Raw genomic sequence first — 13,665 nt, 5'->3', positions numbered from 1 at the left:
GGTCACACGGGAGCTGGTCGCTCCGTCATTTTCGGCGTGTTCGATTCCGGCCGTTTCGGTCAGTCCGGCGGCGGGCCCCGACGCACCAGAAATCCGTTGGGCCCCAGCGAAGCCGAGGTTCGCGCGAACCTCGCGGGCGAGGCCAGTGCCGACGCCGCGTTGGCCCTCCACGAGGCTGCCGAGTCGGCCCGCCTCGAACCGGCCGACGACGACCCGGCAGTCCCCCGCGACCTCACCGCCGCCGCCTTCTTCGACGTCGACAACACGATGGTGCAGGGCGCGTCGATCGTGCATTTCGCTCGTGGACTTGCCGCACGGAAATATCTCAAGACATCGGACCTCGTCGACTTCGCGTGGAAGCAGGTGAAGTTCCGGGTATCGGGCAAAGAGAGCAGCAGCGACGTCGCCAGTGGCCGTGAGAAAGCACTCTCGTTCGTTGCAGGCCGCTCGACGGCGGAGCTCGCCAGACTAGGCGAGGAGATTTACGACGAGATCATCGCCGACAAGATCTGGCCGGGAACGTTGGCACTCGCGCAGATGCACCTCGAGGCGGGCCAACAGGTGTGGCTTGTCACAGCGACACCGGTCGAACTCGCGCAGGTGATCGCGCAGCGGTTGGGTCTCACGGGCGCCCTCGGCACCGTCGCCGAGAGCGAGGACGGCAAGTTCACCGGTCGGCTGGTCGGTGACATCTTGCACGGCACCGGCAAGGCGCACGCCGTTCGGGCGCTCGCGGTGCGGGAGGGACTCAACCTCAAGCGCTGTTCGGCGTACTCGGACAGCCACAACGACGTCCCGATGCTCTCGTTGGTCGGCACCGCTGTGGCCGTCAATCCCGACTCGGATCTTCGCGAGCTCGCGAAGAACCGTGGCTGGGAAATCCGCGACTTCCGGACCGGCCGCAAGGCGGCCAAGGTCGGCGTTCCGACGGCGCTGGTGCTCGGTGCCGCGGGTGGCGCGCTTGCGGCGGTCATCACCCGCAGGCGCGACCAGCCGATCGCGAGCTAGCCCAGAAAGACACTGCTACCCGAGAAAAACATTGCGGCGCTGAGCAAGCAGGCGGTACAGCGTCTGCTGGATGGTTTCGCGAACGTTGTCGGTGACCTCGAACATGATCATAGGATCGTCGGCTGCGCCCGGCTCGTAGGAGTCGGTATAGATCGGCGCGCCGAACTCGATGTGCCACTTCGACGGCAGCGGAATCAGCCCGAGCGGACCGAAGTGCGGGAACAGCGGTGTCACCGGGAAGTAGGGCAGATTGAGCAGTCGCGCCAACGGTGCGAGGTCGCCGATCTTCGGGTAGATCTCTTCCGACCCGACGATCGAGCACGGCACGATCGGCACGCCGGTGCGCACCGCGGCGGAAACGAATCCGCCACGACCGAACCGCTGCAGCTTGTAGCGCTCGGTGAACGGCTTGCCCACTCCCTTGAAGCCCTCGGGGAACACGGCAGCCACCTCACCGTTGCGCAGCAGTCGTTCCGCATCGGGATTGCAGGCCAGCGTGTGACCGGCCTTGCGCGCCATCGAGCCCACGACCGGTGTCTCGAAAACCAAGTCGGCGGCCAGCATGCGGAGGGGACGGTGCTGCGGGTGCTTGTCGCGAACCGCGACCGACGCCATCAGCCCGTCGAGCGGGATCACGCCCGCATGGTTGGACACCACCAGGGCGCCACCGGTCGCGGGAACGTTCTCGATCCCGCTGACCTCGACACGGAACCACTTGTCGAACAGCGGCCGCAATGCGGGCAACAGAACGGCGTCGTTGAAATGGGGGTCGTAGCCGAACTCGTCCACCTGGTAGTCGCCGGTGATCCGACGCCGCAGGAATGCCGCCGTATCCCCGATCTGTTTGGTCAACGACCGCGCGACACCGTCGACCATGCTGCGTGAGGGGTCGGCCTCGTCGAGCCGGTCGGTGATCGACGTGACCTGCGCAGGCGCGCTCGGCACCGCAGGCTCGGCGGGAAACCGCAGTCGCGGCGACACCCTGCCCGGCTTGTCCTCGTGGAGGTGGATGACCTTTGCCACGTCGTTCATCGCAAAGCTCCTGCTCCGGCTGCGACCAGCCCTCGTAGTGCGGATTCGCCCCTGTCCACCCAGGCCGGGTCCACAACAGGCTTGATCGAGTTGCCTTGGACGAAGTCGTCGAAGGCTTGGATGGTAGTCCATCGGGGCTCGAACCCGAGGTCGGTTCGCATCCGTCTGGTGTCGAGACCGCAACCGAAATTGAAATACTCGAGCTGCTCTTTGGTGAAGTCGCGCATCATCGGCCCCATCAGTACGCGGCCGACGCTGCGGAACAACCGCATCGGCATCGGGACCTCGATCGCGCCTGCGCGTCGGATCGCCTGCGACATCATCATGGTGCCGTCGGCGGCGACGTTGAAGGTGCCCGCTCGGCCGACGGTCGCCGCACGCTCCATCGCTGCGAGGGCATCTTCCTCGTGCAGCAGCTGCAGCCGCGCGTCGCGGCCGATGATCGTCGGGACCACCGGCGACGTGAAATAGCGCGACACCGAGCCGTTGTGGCGCGGTCCGATCAAGGGTGCGGTGCGCAGAATCGAAATCGCGATGTCGGGTCGACGCCGGGCAAGCCCGCGTAGGAATCCCTCGATCTCGATCATGTCGTGCGCGAAGCCGCCGCTCGGCCTGCGCTGGGCGCTCATCTCCTCGGTGAACATCGCAGGGTCCTTCGGGCTGCAGCCGTAGACCGCGGACGACGACCGCAGGATCACCGATCGCACGCTCGGCGCGTTGTTGCACACCGCGAACAGCTGCATGGCGCCGAGGACGTTCATGTCCTTCATCGCCGCCCTGCTGCCGCCCTTCGGCGGGCGCTGCACCGTCGACGCATGCACAACGGTGTCCACGTCGTTTCCGTTGACCACCTTGCCTATCAACGGATTTCGGATATCGGCGCGCACGAACTCCGCGCGCCCCATGCGTCGCAGCATGTCCTTGCTCGGCGACTCGACGTCCACCGCGATCACTCGATCGATCGCCTCGTTGCGAGCCAACCTGGTCACCAGGTAGCCGCCGAGGTACCGGCTCGCGCCGGTGACCAGAACGACCTTGGGCGTGCTGTTCCCACGCTCGTCAGTACTCACCGGCAACCCCCATCACATTCTCTTCTTGGGGAGAGCTTAGTCACCCGGGGTGACGAGCAGGACGGTGTAACCGACTTCTTACGGTCTGTTAATACGACAACCTGCCCCGAAGACGCCGAATGCCCGCTGCCAGGAGGCAACGGGCATGGGCAAAAGCGGGTTCGGCTACTTGCCGAGTTTCCTACGCTGCACGCGGGTACGACGAAGCAACTTGCGGTGCTTCTTCTTCGACATGCGCTTGCGGCGCTTCTTGATCACTGAACCCATAGTGGGTGGCCCCTCACGTTCTTGTTTGCGTTCGTGCGCACGACGGTTACGTACGCGTATTCAGCACAGCGCCCACGAAACCGGCTCGCTGGCACGACGAGAGTCCATCTTACCGGGACAGCACGAGCAGAACGAAACCGGACGCCTGACCGGACCACCGGCTCTGCGTGCAGAGCGATGATCCGACCGTCGTCCGGTCACGTGCCACTCGTGCCGACCTCGTCGAACTGGCTTGTCGCCGTAACTACCGACTGTCAGCCAGCATCGAAATACGAGGTCTCCAAATAGTCGTGTACCGCCTTGGCGTGCACGCGGAACGAACGACCGACCCGAACAGCCGGCAGCTCACCCCCGTGCACCAGTCGGTACACCGTCATCTTCGACACTCTCATCAGGTTCGCCACTTCTGCGACCGTCAGGAACTGTGTACCACCGAGGGTCGAGCCGTCCGAAGACGACGGGCCCTGCGGCGGCTTGTTTACAGACGCCATAAATCCACATACCTCCGGCACGCGTCGCGCCGCCAGGCTTCCCCTCCGGCGGAACAGACACGCACGTGCTGTATGGAGCTTAGCGGGACTAGTGGGGTTACTGCGACGGGTGTGGGCAATCGAATACTTATTCGTTTACAGCGCCTTGCTCGGCCGAACGGTCGCGAGATGCCCTCAACGCCTCGATAAACGCAGATCGGAGGCCCTTTTCTTCGAGAACTCGCACAGCTGCGGCGGTTGTCCCCGCCGGCGAAGTTACTGCGGCGCGCAGCTCGTATGCACTGTCTCCGGAGCGTTCCAGCATGGCTGCGGAGCCGATCATGGTCTGCACGATGAGCGTTTTGGCCGTTCTGTGCGTAATTCCGAGGCCGACGGCAGCCTCCATCATCGCCTCGACGACCAGAAAGAAGTAGGCAGGTCCGGACCCAGACACAGCGGTCACGGCGTCCATCTGCGACTCGGTGACCGTGACCACCTTGCCCACCGATGTCAGCAGCTCGCGGACCAGTTCCACATGCGATTCCTTGGCGTAGCGGCCCGGGGCCACGGCAGTCATGCCCTCGCCGACCAGCATCGGCGTATTGGGCATCACGCGGACCACGGGGAAACCGGCCGGGAGCTTGGGCTCGAACCGGCTGGTCGGGATGCCTGCGGCCATCGTGACGATCAGCTGTTCACGCTCGGCGTCGATATCGACAGTGGCGAGCTCGTTGATCACCGCGTCCACATCGGCAGGCTTGACCGCGACGACAATGATGTCGGCGCCTTCGGCGGCGTCGGCGACGGTGGTGACCCGAACTCCGAAGAGCTCCTCGAGCTCGGCCGCTCGTGCAGGAACAGCCTCGGCGACAACCAAATCCTTCGCCGCGCGTCCCGCGTCCAGCAGGCCTGCGAGCAGTGCCTCACCGATCCTGCCGCCACCGATCAATGCGATTCTCGTCATGGCGACCAACAGTAGGCGGCGCTGCCGCCCGTGCGTGAAATCGGGTGCTGGGGCACCGAACTTCGCGCACGGTTGTCAGCTTCTCGGCAGCAAGGCCAGCTGTCTACTCTGCACGATCACGGCGCCGGTCGAGTCGACGATCAGATGGTCCTCGTCGAAGTTGCCGACACCGATCGACTTTGCGCTCGACATCACGCGCAACCAGCCGGGGGCAGGCTTGCGTTGGAGATAGGTGGTGAGCTGAATGGTCGGCGACCACCCGAACATGCCGCGGTTGAACACCACCGGCGGGCTGATGTCGCCCGCCATCATCGCGAACAACAGCACCACGTCGGGATCGTTCGCGTCGTCCTCGAACGGCCGAATCCAGAGCCGGAACGATGGCTCGCCCTTCTTCTGTTCGAGAAATGCCGCCGACGTCGGATCCAGGCGCAGATCGCAGCCCTTGGCCACGTTGACGATCTTGCCCATATCGGTGCTGTCGTCGTACACGATCGCGTCGGGTGTGGGCTCGATCGGCATATCGATCAGCGAATCACGCTGGTAGGCAGGCGGTTCGGTGTCCAGGTGACCCAACGTGACGGCTGCCCGCACCAGCGTTCGGTCCCCCTGTATCAGCTCGACGTCGGCCAGACAGATCTGCTTGCCGGTCTTGCGCAGGTTCACGTCCAGGATCACCGCACCCGGAACGGGCGCGCCGAGGTAGTCGACCGCCACCGACAACGGCTGCATGGCCCGCATCGGTTCGGAATCCTGTTCGCGCACCTTCTGTCGAGCGGCCGCGGCACAGACGGCGAGCATGACGCCGCCGTGCACCTTGGGCCCGATGGTCCAGAACTCGGCGATGGTGGCGTCGTAGCGTCCGTCGTCGCGCACACCGAGGGTGCACAGATCGCGGAAGGGAGCGGCACCTATCGGATCAACGGACATCGGGGCCTTGCCTTTCTCCATGAAGTTTCTTCGCAGCAATGTCTTGATGGGCAAGCCGTCGCATCGCGGCGATCACCGGTTCGTAGATCGCGGTACCCAACACGGCGTATTCGATGGCGTCGGCGGTGGCTTTCGGCATAGCAGCGACGTCGGCCTCGGCCAGGCCCATGATGTGCTTGCCGTAGGCGCGTAAGCGATCGTCGGTCATCGGAATGCCGACCTCCTCGGCAGCCCGCAGCGCACTCTCCAATTGGGCGACACCGACATAGCTCGGGTCGTAGACCTGACCGAGATCCGCAAGCACCGCCTCCGCCCGTGGAAAGTCACCGTCGGACGACACGTATGGCGGCAGTGCGCCGATCGCCTCACCGAGCGAATCGAACAGCGACGACGACGGTGCATCGATCAATTCGAGGATCACTTTGATCTTCGGAATCGGCAGACCGAGGCCTGACAGCGCCTTGACGAGCGCCAGTCGGTGGACGTGTCGGTCGTCGTACTCGGATCGGGTTGCACTGGTGGCCGCGCCAGGCATCAGCAAGCCCTCGCGCAGGTAGTACTTGACCGTCGCAAGCGGGATGCCGGTCTCGGCGACCAATTCGGATACCCGCACGGCACCTCCCTTGACAATTGGATACTGACGCTATCCAATATTGGAGAGTGCCGGTATCCAATCAAGAATACGCATCCCGAGGGGTTTCCATGCAATCGCTCCCACCATTTCTGACGATCGTCCTGGGCGGCACCGTGCTGACTGTGATCGGAATCGCGTTCGGCGGCACGTTTCTGCTGAAAGTCCTCGGCGGAAAGCAAGGCGCCAACGACCTACAGAAGACCTTCTTCCGAGCCGGTCATGCCCATGCCGGTGTACTGGTCACGCTCGGACTGACGATCGGATTGCTCACGCACGCAGCGGCTGTCGGCGACGGCTGGGCGGCAGCGGGAACCATCACAGTGCTCGCCGCGGCCATCTTCATGCCGGCAGGCTTCTTCCTGTCCGTCGTCGGAACGAACCCGTCGAAGCCGAACAGACTGATCACTCTGCTGTGGTTGGGTGCGGCCTGCCTGGTTGTCGGCCTGACGATCTCAGGCGTCGGAATCCTCGCCGCCGGTATCGGCAGGCTGTGACTCCGCAACTGCCGCATGACCGTTGAGATGCACCCGCGCGAACGTCAGCGCCTGGTGCAGCATGGATGCCCGCTCCGTCCTGGTGCGGGCGTTCTGCGTGTTGATCTCGACCACCGCCTGCCCGGAGAAACCGGAGCGCACCAGGTACTCGCACAGCTCCACGCACGGCTGCGAACCGTGTCCGGGAATCAGGTGCTCGTCGTAGGCGGCGCCGCGACCGTCCGCGAGATGCAGGTGGCTCAGGCCACTGCCCATCCTGGCGGCGAGATCCAAGGCGTCCATGCCCGCGGTGGCTGTATGCGACAGATCGAGGGTGTAGTGCGCGTGGTTGGAATCCGTCGGGTCGTAGGACGGGCTGAACGCCGACAGCGCCGCTCCCGGCCCGCCGCGCCGCTTCAACCGTTCCGCCGATGCCTCGCGGCGACCGAAGAAGCTGTCCGCGCGCATCGGGAACATGTTCTCGACGGCGACCACCACCTCGCTGGTCGATTCCAGCTCCGCAACCTGATCGGCGAACCCGTCGGTGTAGCGCCGCTGCCAGCGAAACGGCGGATGTACGACGACGTTGCCCGCACCGAGAGCTTCCGCCGTTCGCACCGACCGCTCCAGCTTGGCAACGGGATCGGCACCCCAGACGCGCTGCGAAATCAACAGACACGGCGCATGGACGGCCTGCACCGGGATCGCGTACTTACGGACCAGCCCCTTGACGGCGTCGATATCTTGGCTGATCGACTCGGCCCAGACCATGAGTTCCACGCCGTCGTAACCGAGTTCGGCGGCGTAGCGGAACGCAGCCTCGGTGTTCTGTGGATAGACAGATGCCGTGGACAGTCCGACCAAGATGTTCCGTCGCGCAGCGCGACCTCGAACGACCATCGGCTACGCGCTCAACTCGTACTCAGGAGGAATACGAGCGGACCCATCGTGACGAACACTCCGACGACGATCGCTATCACGATGCTCAACAAATCGTCCGTCTTGCGCAGGATGCGTACCAGCGCCACCAACCCGAGAATCACCAGCACCGCAAGCACCAGCGCCACCCAGGGCAGCATGTCCCAGAGCCGCTCGAAACCCTTGAACAACAGCGCGCCGATGACGATCGCGACGACGGCCTGACCCAGCAGCACCAGCCACTGGCGAACATTGCTGTGCTTGGCCTCCGGAACATCGGACGCCGCCGGTTCTTCGACCACCGGCTTGTCGTCGGGGGCGACGACGTCGTCGCTCCGCTTCGTCATCCAGCTGCGCTGTACCGGCGCACCCGACGGGTCACGAAGCGGCCCGAAGTTGTTGACCACCTCCGTCGACTCTTCCGGGCGCACGTCCTCGCGCACATCCGGCCGACGAATCAGATCGTTGGAGGTCGGCGAGCCTGCGAGTAGCTGCGGCTCGCTCTGCGACGACCACGCCGTCGGCCGTTGTGGCTCCTTGGGTACAGGAATGTCTTGGATGCGCAGGGCCGCGGTGGGCTCAGGCGCCTGGTTCGGTGTGGGTGTGGGTGCCGGCCACGCTGCTGTTGCCGGCGGCTCGGGCTTGGGCTCCTCGACCTTGGGCTCTGCTGCCTTGGGCTCGACAGGCTCGGGTGCTTCGACCTTGGGCGCTTCGGCCTTGGGTTCCTCGAGCTTGGGTGCTTCGGCCTTGGCAGGCTCGGGCTTGGCGGGCTCTACGTTGGCCGGCTCGGGCTTGACTGGCTCGGACTTGACCGGCTCTGCCTTGGCGGGCTCGGGAGCCTTTTCCGCTACCGGCGCCTCCTTCGCATCGACGCGCGGCTCGTCGCGATAAACCGGAATCTCGCCGGTGAGCTCGGCGACCGTGATGCCGCCCGCGACACCTGCGCGCCGACGACCGCCCTCGGTGGCATTGACGCCACCTTTCTGACCGTTGCGTGCCAGCAACTCCGCGACGGAGATCTGTTTCGGCTCTCCAGCCGTCTCGTCAGTCGTCATGTAGTACTCACCACCAGGTCACCGCCCATCTCGGTATCGAGCTTGCGCAAAATCAAGCCCTCGCGTAGCGCCCACGGGCAAATATCGATCGTATCGATCGACAATGCCCTCATACTGGCCTCGGCAATCAGCGCGCCTGCCACCAATTGCTGGGACCGATCTGCGCTGACACCTTCCAATTCTGCACGGTCCGCGGACGTCATCCGGGATATGAAGGCGATGAGTTGGCGCAGTCCGCTACTTGTCAGTGTTCTTTTCACACGAATACCTGCCCCGGACGGGGCCGCGCCGGTCAGCCGGGCGAGCGATCTGAACGTCTTCGACGTGCCGACGGCAAGGTCGGGTTTACCCGCGGCCTTCAGCTCTTTGGCGGGTTCGACCAGCTCGGCGTCGAGCCAATCGCGCAGCACGGAGACCCGGCGCTTGCCGGGCGGATCGCCTTGGAGCCAGTCCCGGGTGAGCCTGCCCGCTCCCAGTTGCAGCGAGTGCGCGACTTCCGGATCCTCGTCGCCGCCGATGGTCAGCTCGAGCGAACCGCCGCCGATGTCGAGATTGAGGATGCGACCCGCACTCCAGCCGTACCAGCGTCGTACCGCAAGAAAGGTGAGTCGGGCCTCGTCCTCGCCGGACAGCACTTCCAGCTCGACGCCGGTCTTGTCGCGGACTCGGGCGAGCACCTCGTCGGAATTCTCGGCGTCCCGAACGGCGGAGGTAGCGAACGCCATCAGCTCGCCGCAGCCCGATGTCGTAGCGATACTGGCGAATTCGTCGACTGTGGAGGTGAGCAGATCGGAGCCGTCACGTGTGATGCGACCCTTGTCGTCCATGTTCTCCGACAGTCGCAAAACGGACTTGGTGGAGCTCATCGGCATGGGGTGCCCACCACGATGCGCGTCCACGACAAGCAAGTGGACGGTGTTGCTTCCGACGTCGAGTACCCCTAGGCGCACACGGATACGGTACTGGTCTACCGTCGGGCCCTGTGACAGCAGGTGACGGTGGGTCCATCGGCAAGATCGACCCGGCCCCCGAGGTAGACCTCGACTTTCCCCGGGAATGGATCGAGTTCATCGACCCGGCGAATGCCGAACACGTGATCGCAGCCGACCTGACTTGGCTGCTTTCGCGATGGACCTGCGTGTTCGGCACACCTGCGTGCCAAGGAATCATCGAGGGCCGACCTGACGACGGCTGCTGCAGCCACGGCGCCTTCTTCTCCGACGACGACGATCGCAAGAAGCTGGACCGCTCGGTGAAGCTGCTCACAGCGGCCGATTGGCAGTTCATGTCGAAGGGCCTCGGCAAGAAGGGCTACGTCGAACTCGACGAACTCGAAGACGAGCCTGCCCTGCGTACCCGCCGTCATCAGGGCGCGTGCATCTTCCTGAACCGCCCCGGATTCGAGGGCGGTGCGGGCTGCGCGCTGCACATCATGGCGATGCGAAAAGGGATAGAGCCGTTGGAAGTGAAGCCCGAGGTGTGCTGGCAGCTCCCGATCCGCCGCACTCAGGATTGGGTGAAGCGGCCCGACGGCGTCGACATTCTGCGCACCACCATCACCGAGTTCGACCGTCGCGGTTGGGGCGAAGGTGGCGAAGACCTGAACTGGTACTGCTCCGGCTCACCTGACGCCCATGTCGGCACCAGACCGGTGTGGCAGTCGTACGGCCCCGAGCTCACCGAATTGCTCGGCAAAGATGCGTACAAAGAGCTCGCACGCCATTGCAAGCGGCGTGAAGGTTTGGGCTTGATCGCTATTCATCCTGCGACGGTGCACGCTTCCCGCTGATTTCCCCGCTGATCACGGAGTTTCTGCGCGCGGCTCCTCGCGTTTTGCATCAGAAAGTCCGTGATCGACGGTTATCCACAACGCATATTTCTATCCACAGATTTCCCTGGAAACCCATTTGCGGGGCTTTCTCGTCGGACGGCTGGTTCAAGATGCCGCTATGGGGGATATTCGGCTCGACAATCTAGCCAGGGCGCACCGTGGAATACTGCCGACTGGAGTTCTGCTCACCGAGTTCACGACGGCCGAGTGCCGCCGAATGGTGCAGCAGGGCATGCTCTTTCGGATATGGCAGGGCATATACTCGACGACGCCGCCCGATCTCGCGCACAAGCTCGCCGGGCTCGATCAGCTGTTCGGCACGCGCGTCGCGGCGTGCCTCGACAGTGCGTCGCAACTTTGGGGGTTCGACGTCCAGGAGAGCGAGACTGTGCACGTCATCGATCCGCTCGACCGGCATCGCAACGGTCGCCCCGGCCTCGTCGCGCAGCAACGGCTCGGCGCACCGATCACCGCGCTTGACGGCCAGTTACTGACTGCACCGGCGTGGACGGCCGTCGAAGTCGCTCGATCGCTTCCTCGCCCGCGTGCCCTCGCTACCCTCGATGCCGCGTTGCGTAGCGGTCGATGCACAGCTGCTGAGCTCGACGATGCGGCCCGACAGCAAGGGCGTCGTCGGGGCATCTGTGCAACGCGAAAGCTGTTGCCGCTTGCCGATTCCGGTGCACAATCACCGATGGAGTCGGAGACCCGATTACTGCTGCTCGACGCCGGTCTACCCGCGCCGACGTTGCAATACCCCGTGCCCGACAGGTGGGGCATGCCGAGGTACTTTCTCGACTTCGGTTGGGAAGATGCGAAACTCGGTGCCGAATACGACGGCGACGAGTTCCACTCGGGGGCGCTGGCTGTACGACGCGACAAGGGCCGCATCACCTGGCTGCAGGATCAGGGCTGGCTGATCGTGTACATCACGGCGGACGACGTCCATCGACGGCCGAAGCAATTGATCAATCGGCTCCGCGCACACCTCGAGCGCGCCGACAACTCACTTTCCGCCAACACCGTCTCGCGATTAGCGTGAGAAAGTCCGTGATCAGCGGGACCTAAGCCTCGAGCTTGTACCCCAGCCCGCGAACGGTGACGAGGTGCTCGGGCTTCGCAGGATCACCTTCGATCTTGGAGCGCAACCGCTTGACGTGCACATCCAGGGTCTTGGTATCCCCGACATAGTCCGCACCCCACACGCGGTCGATCAGCTGACCACGCGTCAGCACCCGACCGGAGTTGCGCAGCAGGTACTCGAGCAGGTCGAACTCTTTCAACGGCAGCGTCACCTGATCGCCGTTGACCAACACGATGTGCCGCTCGACGTCCATTCGCACCGGACCCGCTTCGAGAACGCCGGTGTCGCCTGCGCCGTCGAGATCGGTGTCGGAGCCGCGTCGCAGTACCGCCCGGATCCGCGCGATCAGCTCACGGGCGGAGTACGGCTTGGTGACGTAGTCGTCGGCGCCGAGCTCGAGCCCGACCACCTTGTCGATCTCGCTGTCGCGCGCCGTCACCATGATCACCGGGACGCCGGAACGCGTTCGCAGCTGCTTGCACACGTCGGTACCGCTCATCCCCGGCAGCATCAGGTCGAGCAGGACGATATCCGCCCCCGACTTGTCGAATTCCGCCAACGCCGACGGGCCATCGGTGCAGATGGTCGTCTCGAAACCCTCCTTGCGCAGCAAGAACGCCAGCGGATCAGCCAACGACTCCTCGTCTTCAACGATCAACACACTGGTCACCGGTGGGCCTCCACATTGTTTGTCGACTTGCCCCTCTGCACACCATCGCGGTGGTGCAGAGGTTCTTCGTGATCGGTTTCGAGATAGGCGGGAATTCGCAAGGTGAACGTCGATCCGGTCCCGATCTTGCTCCATAGCGAGATCGCGCCGTTGTGATTCGCCGCAACATGCTTGGCGATTGCGAGTCCGAGGCCGGTGCCGCCGGTCGCCCGGGAGCGTGCCTTGTCGACCCGGAAGAAGCGCTCGAACACCCGCTCCTGGTCCTCCTTGGCGATGCCGATGCCACGGTCGGTGACGGCGATCGCCACCTTGCCCGCGCGGATCGACCGGCTCACCGAGACCTGGGATCCCTTCGGCGAGTACGCGATCGCGTTCTCCACCAGATTCGACAGCGCCGTCACCAGCAACGTCTTGTCACCGATCACCTCGAGGCCGCTGGGGTGGTCGGTGTTGACGGTGATGTCCGCGGCTTCGGCTGTGGTGCGCGAGCGATCGACGGCCTCGGCGACGATCTCGTCGACAGCCACCACCTCCATGTCCGGCAGCTTCTCCGCACCCTGCAGCCGCGACAGCGCGATCAACTCGCTCACCATGTTGCCGAGCCGCACCGATTCCGCAAGCACGCGCTCGCCGAAATGCCGGACCGAGTCAGGATCATCGGCGGACTCCAGCAGCGCTTCGGCCAGCAGTCCCATCGCGCCGACGGGCGTCTTGAGCTCGTGGCTGACGTTGGCGACGAAGTCCCGTCGGGTTGCCTCCATGCGGACCGTCTCGGAATCGTCGTCGGCGAATATGACGACGAACCGGGTGTCTTCGCGGCTGAGCAGCCGTGCGACGCCACGGACAGCGATCCGATCACGCCCACCCTGGATCTTCTTGGTGGACAGATCGCATTCGACGGTATTGCCGGTGGTCAGCACCTTTTCCGCGGCCGCCCATGCGCGTTCGTCGAGCTGCCGGTTCTTCACCACAGAGAGTTCTTCGGCGCGCGGATTGAACAGGACGACGTCACGATGCTTGTCCACCACGGCGATACCGCTCTCGGACGCCAGCACGATCAAGTCGAGCACCTGCGACATCGTCAACCCGGACTGCGCTTGCCTGCGCACCGATTGCCGGGTGTTCATGTACGGGATCAGCAGACCGCCGACGCCCAAACCGACAAGAGCTGCCACGATGGCTAGCAGCACGGCTTGAACTACAGTCACGCGTGAATCGTACGTTCGCTGGACAGCTCACCAACGCAGGGTGCAGGCATT

Annotated in this window: 16 protein-coding genes; 4 read left to right on the top strand and 12 right to left on the bottom strand. The window is 64.4% G+C overall.

Annotation, left to right across the window (positions count from 1 at the left end; genetic code table 11):
• Positions 1–27: 27 nt before the first annotated feature.
• Positions 28–1,008 (top strand): HAD family hydrolase, encoded by a 981-nt coding sequence (locus FOY51_RS15420; RefSeq protein ID WP_149431168.1) that lies wholly within the window; start codon positions 28–30, stop codon positions 1,006–1,008.
• A 15-nt stretch (positions 1,009–1,023) separates the two neighbouring features.
• On the opposite strand, the gene FOY51_RS15415 is transcribed toward FOY51_RS15420, so the two are convergent.
• The 7 genes from FOY51_RS15415 to FOY51_RS15385 all read right to left on the bottom strand — a co-directional run bounded on the left by FOY51_RS15415 (position 1,024) and on the right by FOY51_RS15385 (position 6,354).
• Complete coding sequence (locus FOY51_RS15415) at positions 1,024–2,040, bottom strand: lysophospholipid acyltransferase family protein (RefSeq protein WP_149431111.1); 1,017 nt, start codon at positions 2,038–2,040, stop codon at positions 1,024–1,026.
• On the bottom strand, positions 2,037–3,110 hold the full coding sequence (locus FOY51_RS15410; RefSeq protein ID WP_149431110.1) for an NAD-dependent epimerase/dehydratase family protein: 1,074 nt from the start codon (positions 3,108–3,110) through the stop codon (positions 2,037–2,039). The genes FOY51_RS15415 and FOY51_RS15410 overlap by 4 nt, the downstream gene beginning before the upstream one ends.
• Positions 3,111–3,275: 165 nt before the next feature.
• Positions 3,276–3,377 (bottom strand): 30S ribosomal protein bS22, encoded by a 102-nt coding sequence (locus tag FOY51_RS15405; protein ID WP_003402602.1) that lies wholly within the window; start codon positions 3,375–3,377, stop codon positions 3,276–3,278.
• A gap of 254 nt (positions 3,378–3,631) precedes the next feature.
• Positions 3,632–3,868 carry a helix-turn-helix domain-containing protein gene (locus FOY51_RS15400; RefSeq protein ID WP_149431109.1) on the bottom strand — a complete coding sequence of 79 codons (237 nt, stop codon included), beginning with the start codon at positions 3,866–3,868 and terminating at the stop codon, positions 3,632–3,634.
• Between the two features lie 127 nt (positions 3,869–3,995).
• Complete coding sequence (proC, locus tag FOY51_RS15395) at positions 3,996–4,811, bottom strand: pyrroline-5-carboxylate reductase (protein ID WP_149431108.1); 816 nt, start codon at positions 4,809–4,811, stop codon at positions 3,996–3,998.
• 75 nt (positions 4,812–4,886) lie between these two features.
• The gene (locus tag FOY51_RS15390; protein ID WP_149431167.1) at positions 4,887–5,726 is read right to left on the bottom strand and encodes a thioesterase family protein; all 840 of its coding nucleotides are present in this window, start codon (positions 5,724–5,726) and stop codon (positions 4,887–4,889) included.
• Between the two features lie 4 nt (positions 5,727–5,730).
• The gene (locus tag FOY51_RS15385) at positions 5,731–6,354 is read right to left on the bottom strand and encodes a MerR family transcriptional regulator (RefSeq protein WP_149431107.1); all 624 of its coding nucleotides are present in this window, start codon (positions 6,352–6,354) and stop codon (positions 5,731–5,733) included.
• Positions 6,355–6,443: 89 nt separating this feature from the next.
• Here FOY51_RS15385 and FOY51_RS15380 point away from each other — a divergent pair, with 89 nt between their 5' ends.
• Entirely contained in the window at positions 6,444–6,869 is a 426-nt protein-coding gene (locus FOY51_RS15380) for a hypothetical protein (RefSeq protein ID WP_149431106.1), read from the top strand.
• Here FOY51_RS15380 and FOY51_RS15375 read toward each other — a convergent pair.
• From FOY51_RS15375 to FOY51_RS15365, 3 genes are read right to left on the bottom strand one after another with little or no spacing between them, the layout of a single operon-like run.
• Positions 6,828–7,748, bottom strand: coding sequence for a sugar phosphate isomerase/epimerase family protein (locus FOY51_RS15375; protein WP_149431105.1), 921 nt, complete (start codon positions 7,746–7,748; stop codon positions 6,828–6,830). The two genes, FOY51_RS15380 and FOY51_RS15375, sit on opposite strands and share 42 nt — an antisense overlap.
• Positions 7,749–7,759: 11 nt before the next feature.
• On the bottom strand, positions 7,760–8,821 hold the full coding sequence (locus FOY51_RS15370; RefSeq protein WP_149431104.1) for an Rv0497 family membrane protein: 1,062 nt from the start codon (positions 8,819–8,821) through the stop codon (positions 7,760–7,762).
• Positions 8,818–9,771, bottom strand: a complete 954-nt coding sequence (locus FOY51_RS15365) for a Ppx/GppA family phosphatase (RefSeq protein WP_149431103.1) — start codon at positions 9,769–9,771, stop codon at positions 8,818–8,820. Before FOY51_RS15365 ends, FOY51_RS15370 begins: the two co-directional genes overlap by 4 nt.
• Before the next feature lie 32 nt (positions 9,772–9,803).
• Between FOY51_RS15365 and FOY51_RS15360 the strand changes: the two genes are divergently transcribed.
• Both FOY51_RS15360 and FOY51_RS15355 read left to right on the top strand, forming a co-directional pair.
• Positions 9,804–10,610 carry a DUF3109 family protein gene (locus FOY51_RS15360; protein ID WP_235916366.1) on the top strand — a complete coding sequence of 269 codons (807 nt, stop codon included), beginning with the start codon at positions 9,804–9,806 and terminating at the stop codon, positions 10,608–10,610.
• Positions 10,611–10,770: 160 nt separating this feature from the next.
• Entirely contained in the window at positions 10,771–11,694 is a 924-nt protein-coding gene (locus tag FOY51_RS15355; protein WP_187776337.1) for a type IV toxin-antitoxin system AbiEi family antitoxin, read from the top strand.
• A gap of 22 nt (positions 11,695–11,716) precedes the next feature.
• Here FOY51_RS15355 and FOY51_RS15350 read toward each other — a convergent pair whose 3' ends face one another.
• Positions 11,717–12,406, bottom strand: a complete 690-nt coding sequence (locus FOY51_RS15350; RefSeq protein ID WP_149431102.1) for a response regulator — start codon at positions 12,404–12,406, stop codon at positions 11,717–11,719.
• Complete coding sequence (locus FOY51_RS15345) at positions 12,403–13,614, bottom strand: sensor histidine kinase (RefSeq protein ID WP_149431101.1); 1,212 nt, start codon at positions 13,612–13,614, stop codon at positions 12,403–12,405. Before FOY51_RS15345 ends, FOY51_RS15350 begins: the two co-directional genes overlap by 4 nt.
• Positions 13,615–13,665 lie beyond the last annotated feature (51 nt).

Origin of the sequence: Antrihabitans cavernicola (genome assembly GCF_008297975.1) — a bacterium.
GTDB lineage: Bacteria > Actinomycetota > Actinomycetes > Mycobacteriales > Mycobacteriaceae > Antrihabitans > Antrihabitans cavernicola.
The sequence above is the reverse complement of the archived record's forward strand: the minus strand, read 5'-3'. Positions and strand labels throughout refer to the sequence as shown.

What these genes read in the sequence shown, in the direction of transcription:
- FOY51_RS15415 (WP_149431111.1), bottom strand. Translation starts at nt 2,040, where the DNA reads ATGAACGACGTGGCAAAGGTCATCCACCTCCACGAGGACAAGCCGGGC.
- FOY51_RS15405 (WP_003402602.1), bottom strand. Translation starts at nt 3,377, where the DNA reads ATGGGTTCAGTGATCAAGAAGCGCCGCAAGCGCATGTCGAAGAAGAAG.
- FOY51_RS15400 (WP_149431109.1), bottom strand. Translation starts at nt 3,868, where the DNA reads ATGGCGTCTGTAAACAAGCCGCCGCAGGGCCCGTCGTCTTCGGACGGC.
- proC (WP_149431108.1), bottom strand. Translation starts at nt 4,811, where the DNA reads ATGACGAGAATCGCATTGATCGGTGGCGGCAGGATCGGTGAGGCACTG.
- FOY51_RS15380 (WP_149431106.1), top strand. Translation starts at nt 6,444, where the DNA reads ATGCAATCGCTCCCACCATTTCTGACGATCGTCCTGGGCGGCACCGTG.
- FOY51_RS15375 (WP_149431105.1), bottom strand. Translation starts at nt 7,748, where the DNA reads ATGGTCGTTCGAGGTCGCGCTGCGCGACGGAACATCTTGGTCGGACTG.
- FOY51_RS15370 (WP_149431104.1), bottom strand. Translation starts at nt 8,821, where the DNA reads ATGACGACTGACGAGACGGCTGGAGAGCCGAAACAGATCTCCGTCGCG.
- FOY51_RS15355 (WP_187776337.1), top strand. Translation starts at nt 10,771, where the DNA reads ATGGGGGATATTCGGCTCGACAATCTAGCCAGGGCGCACCGTGGAATA.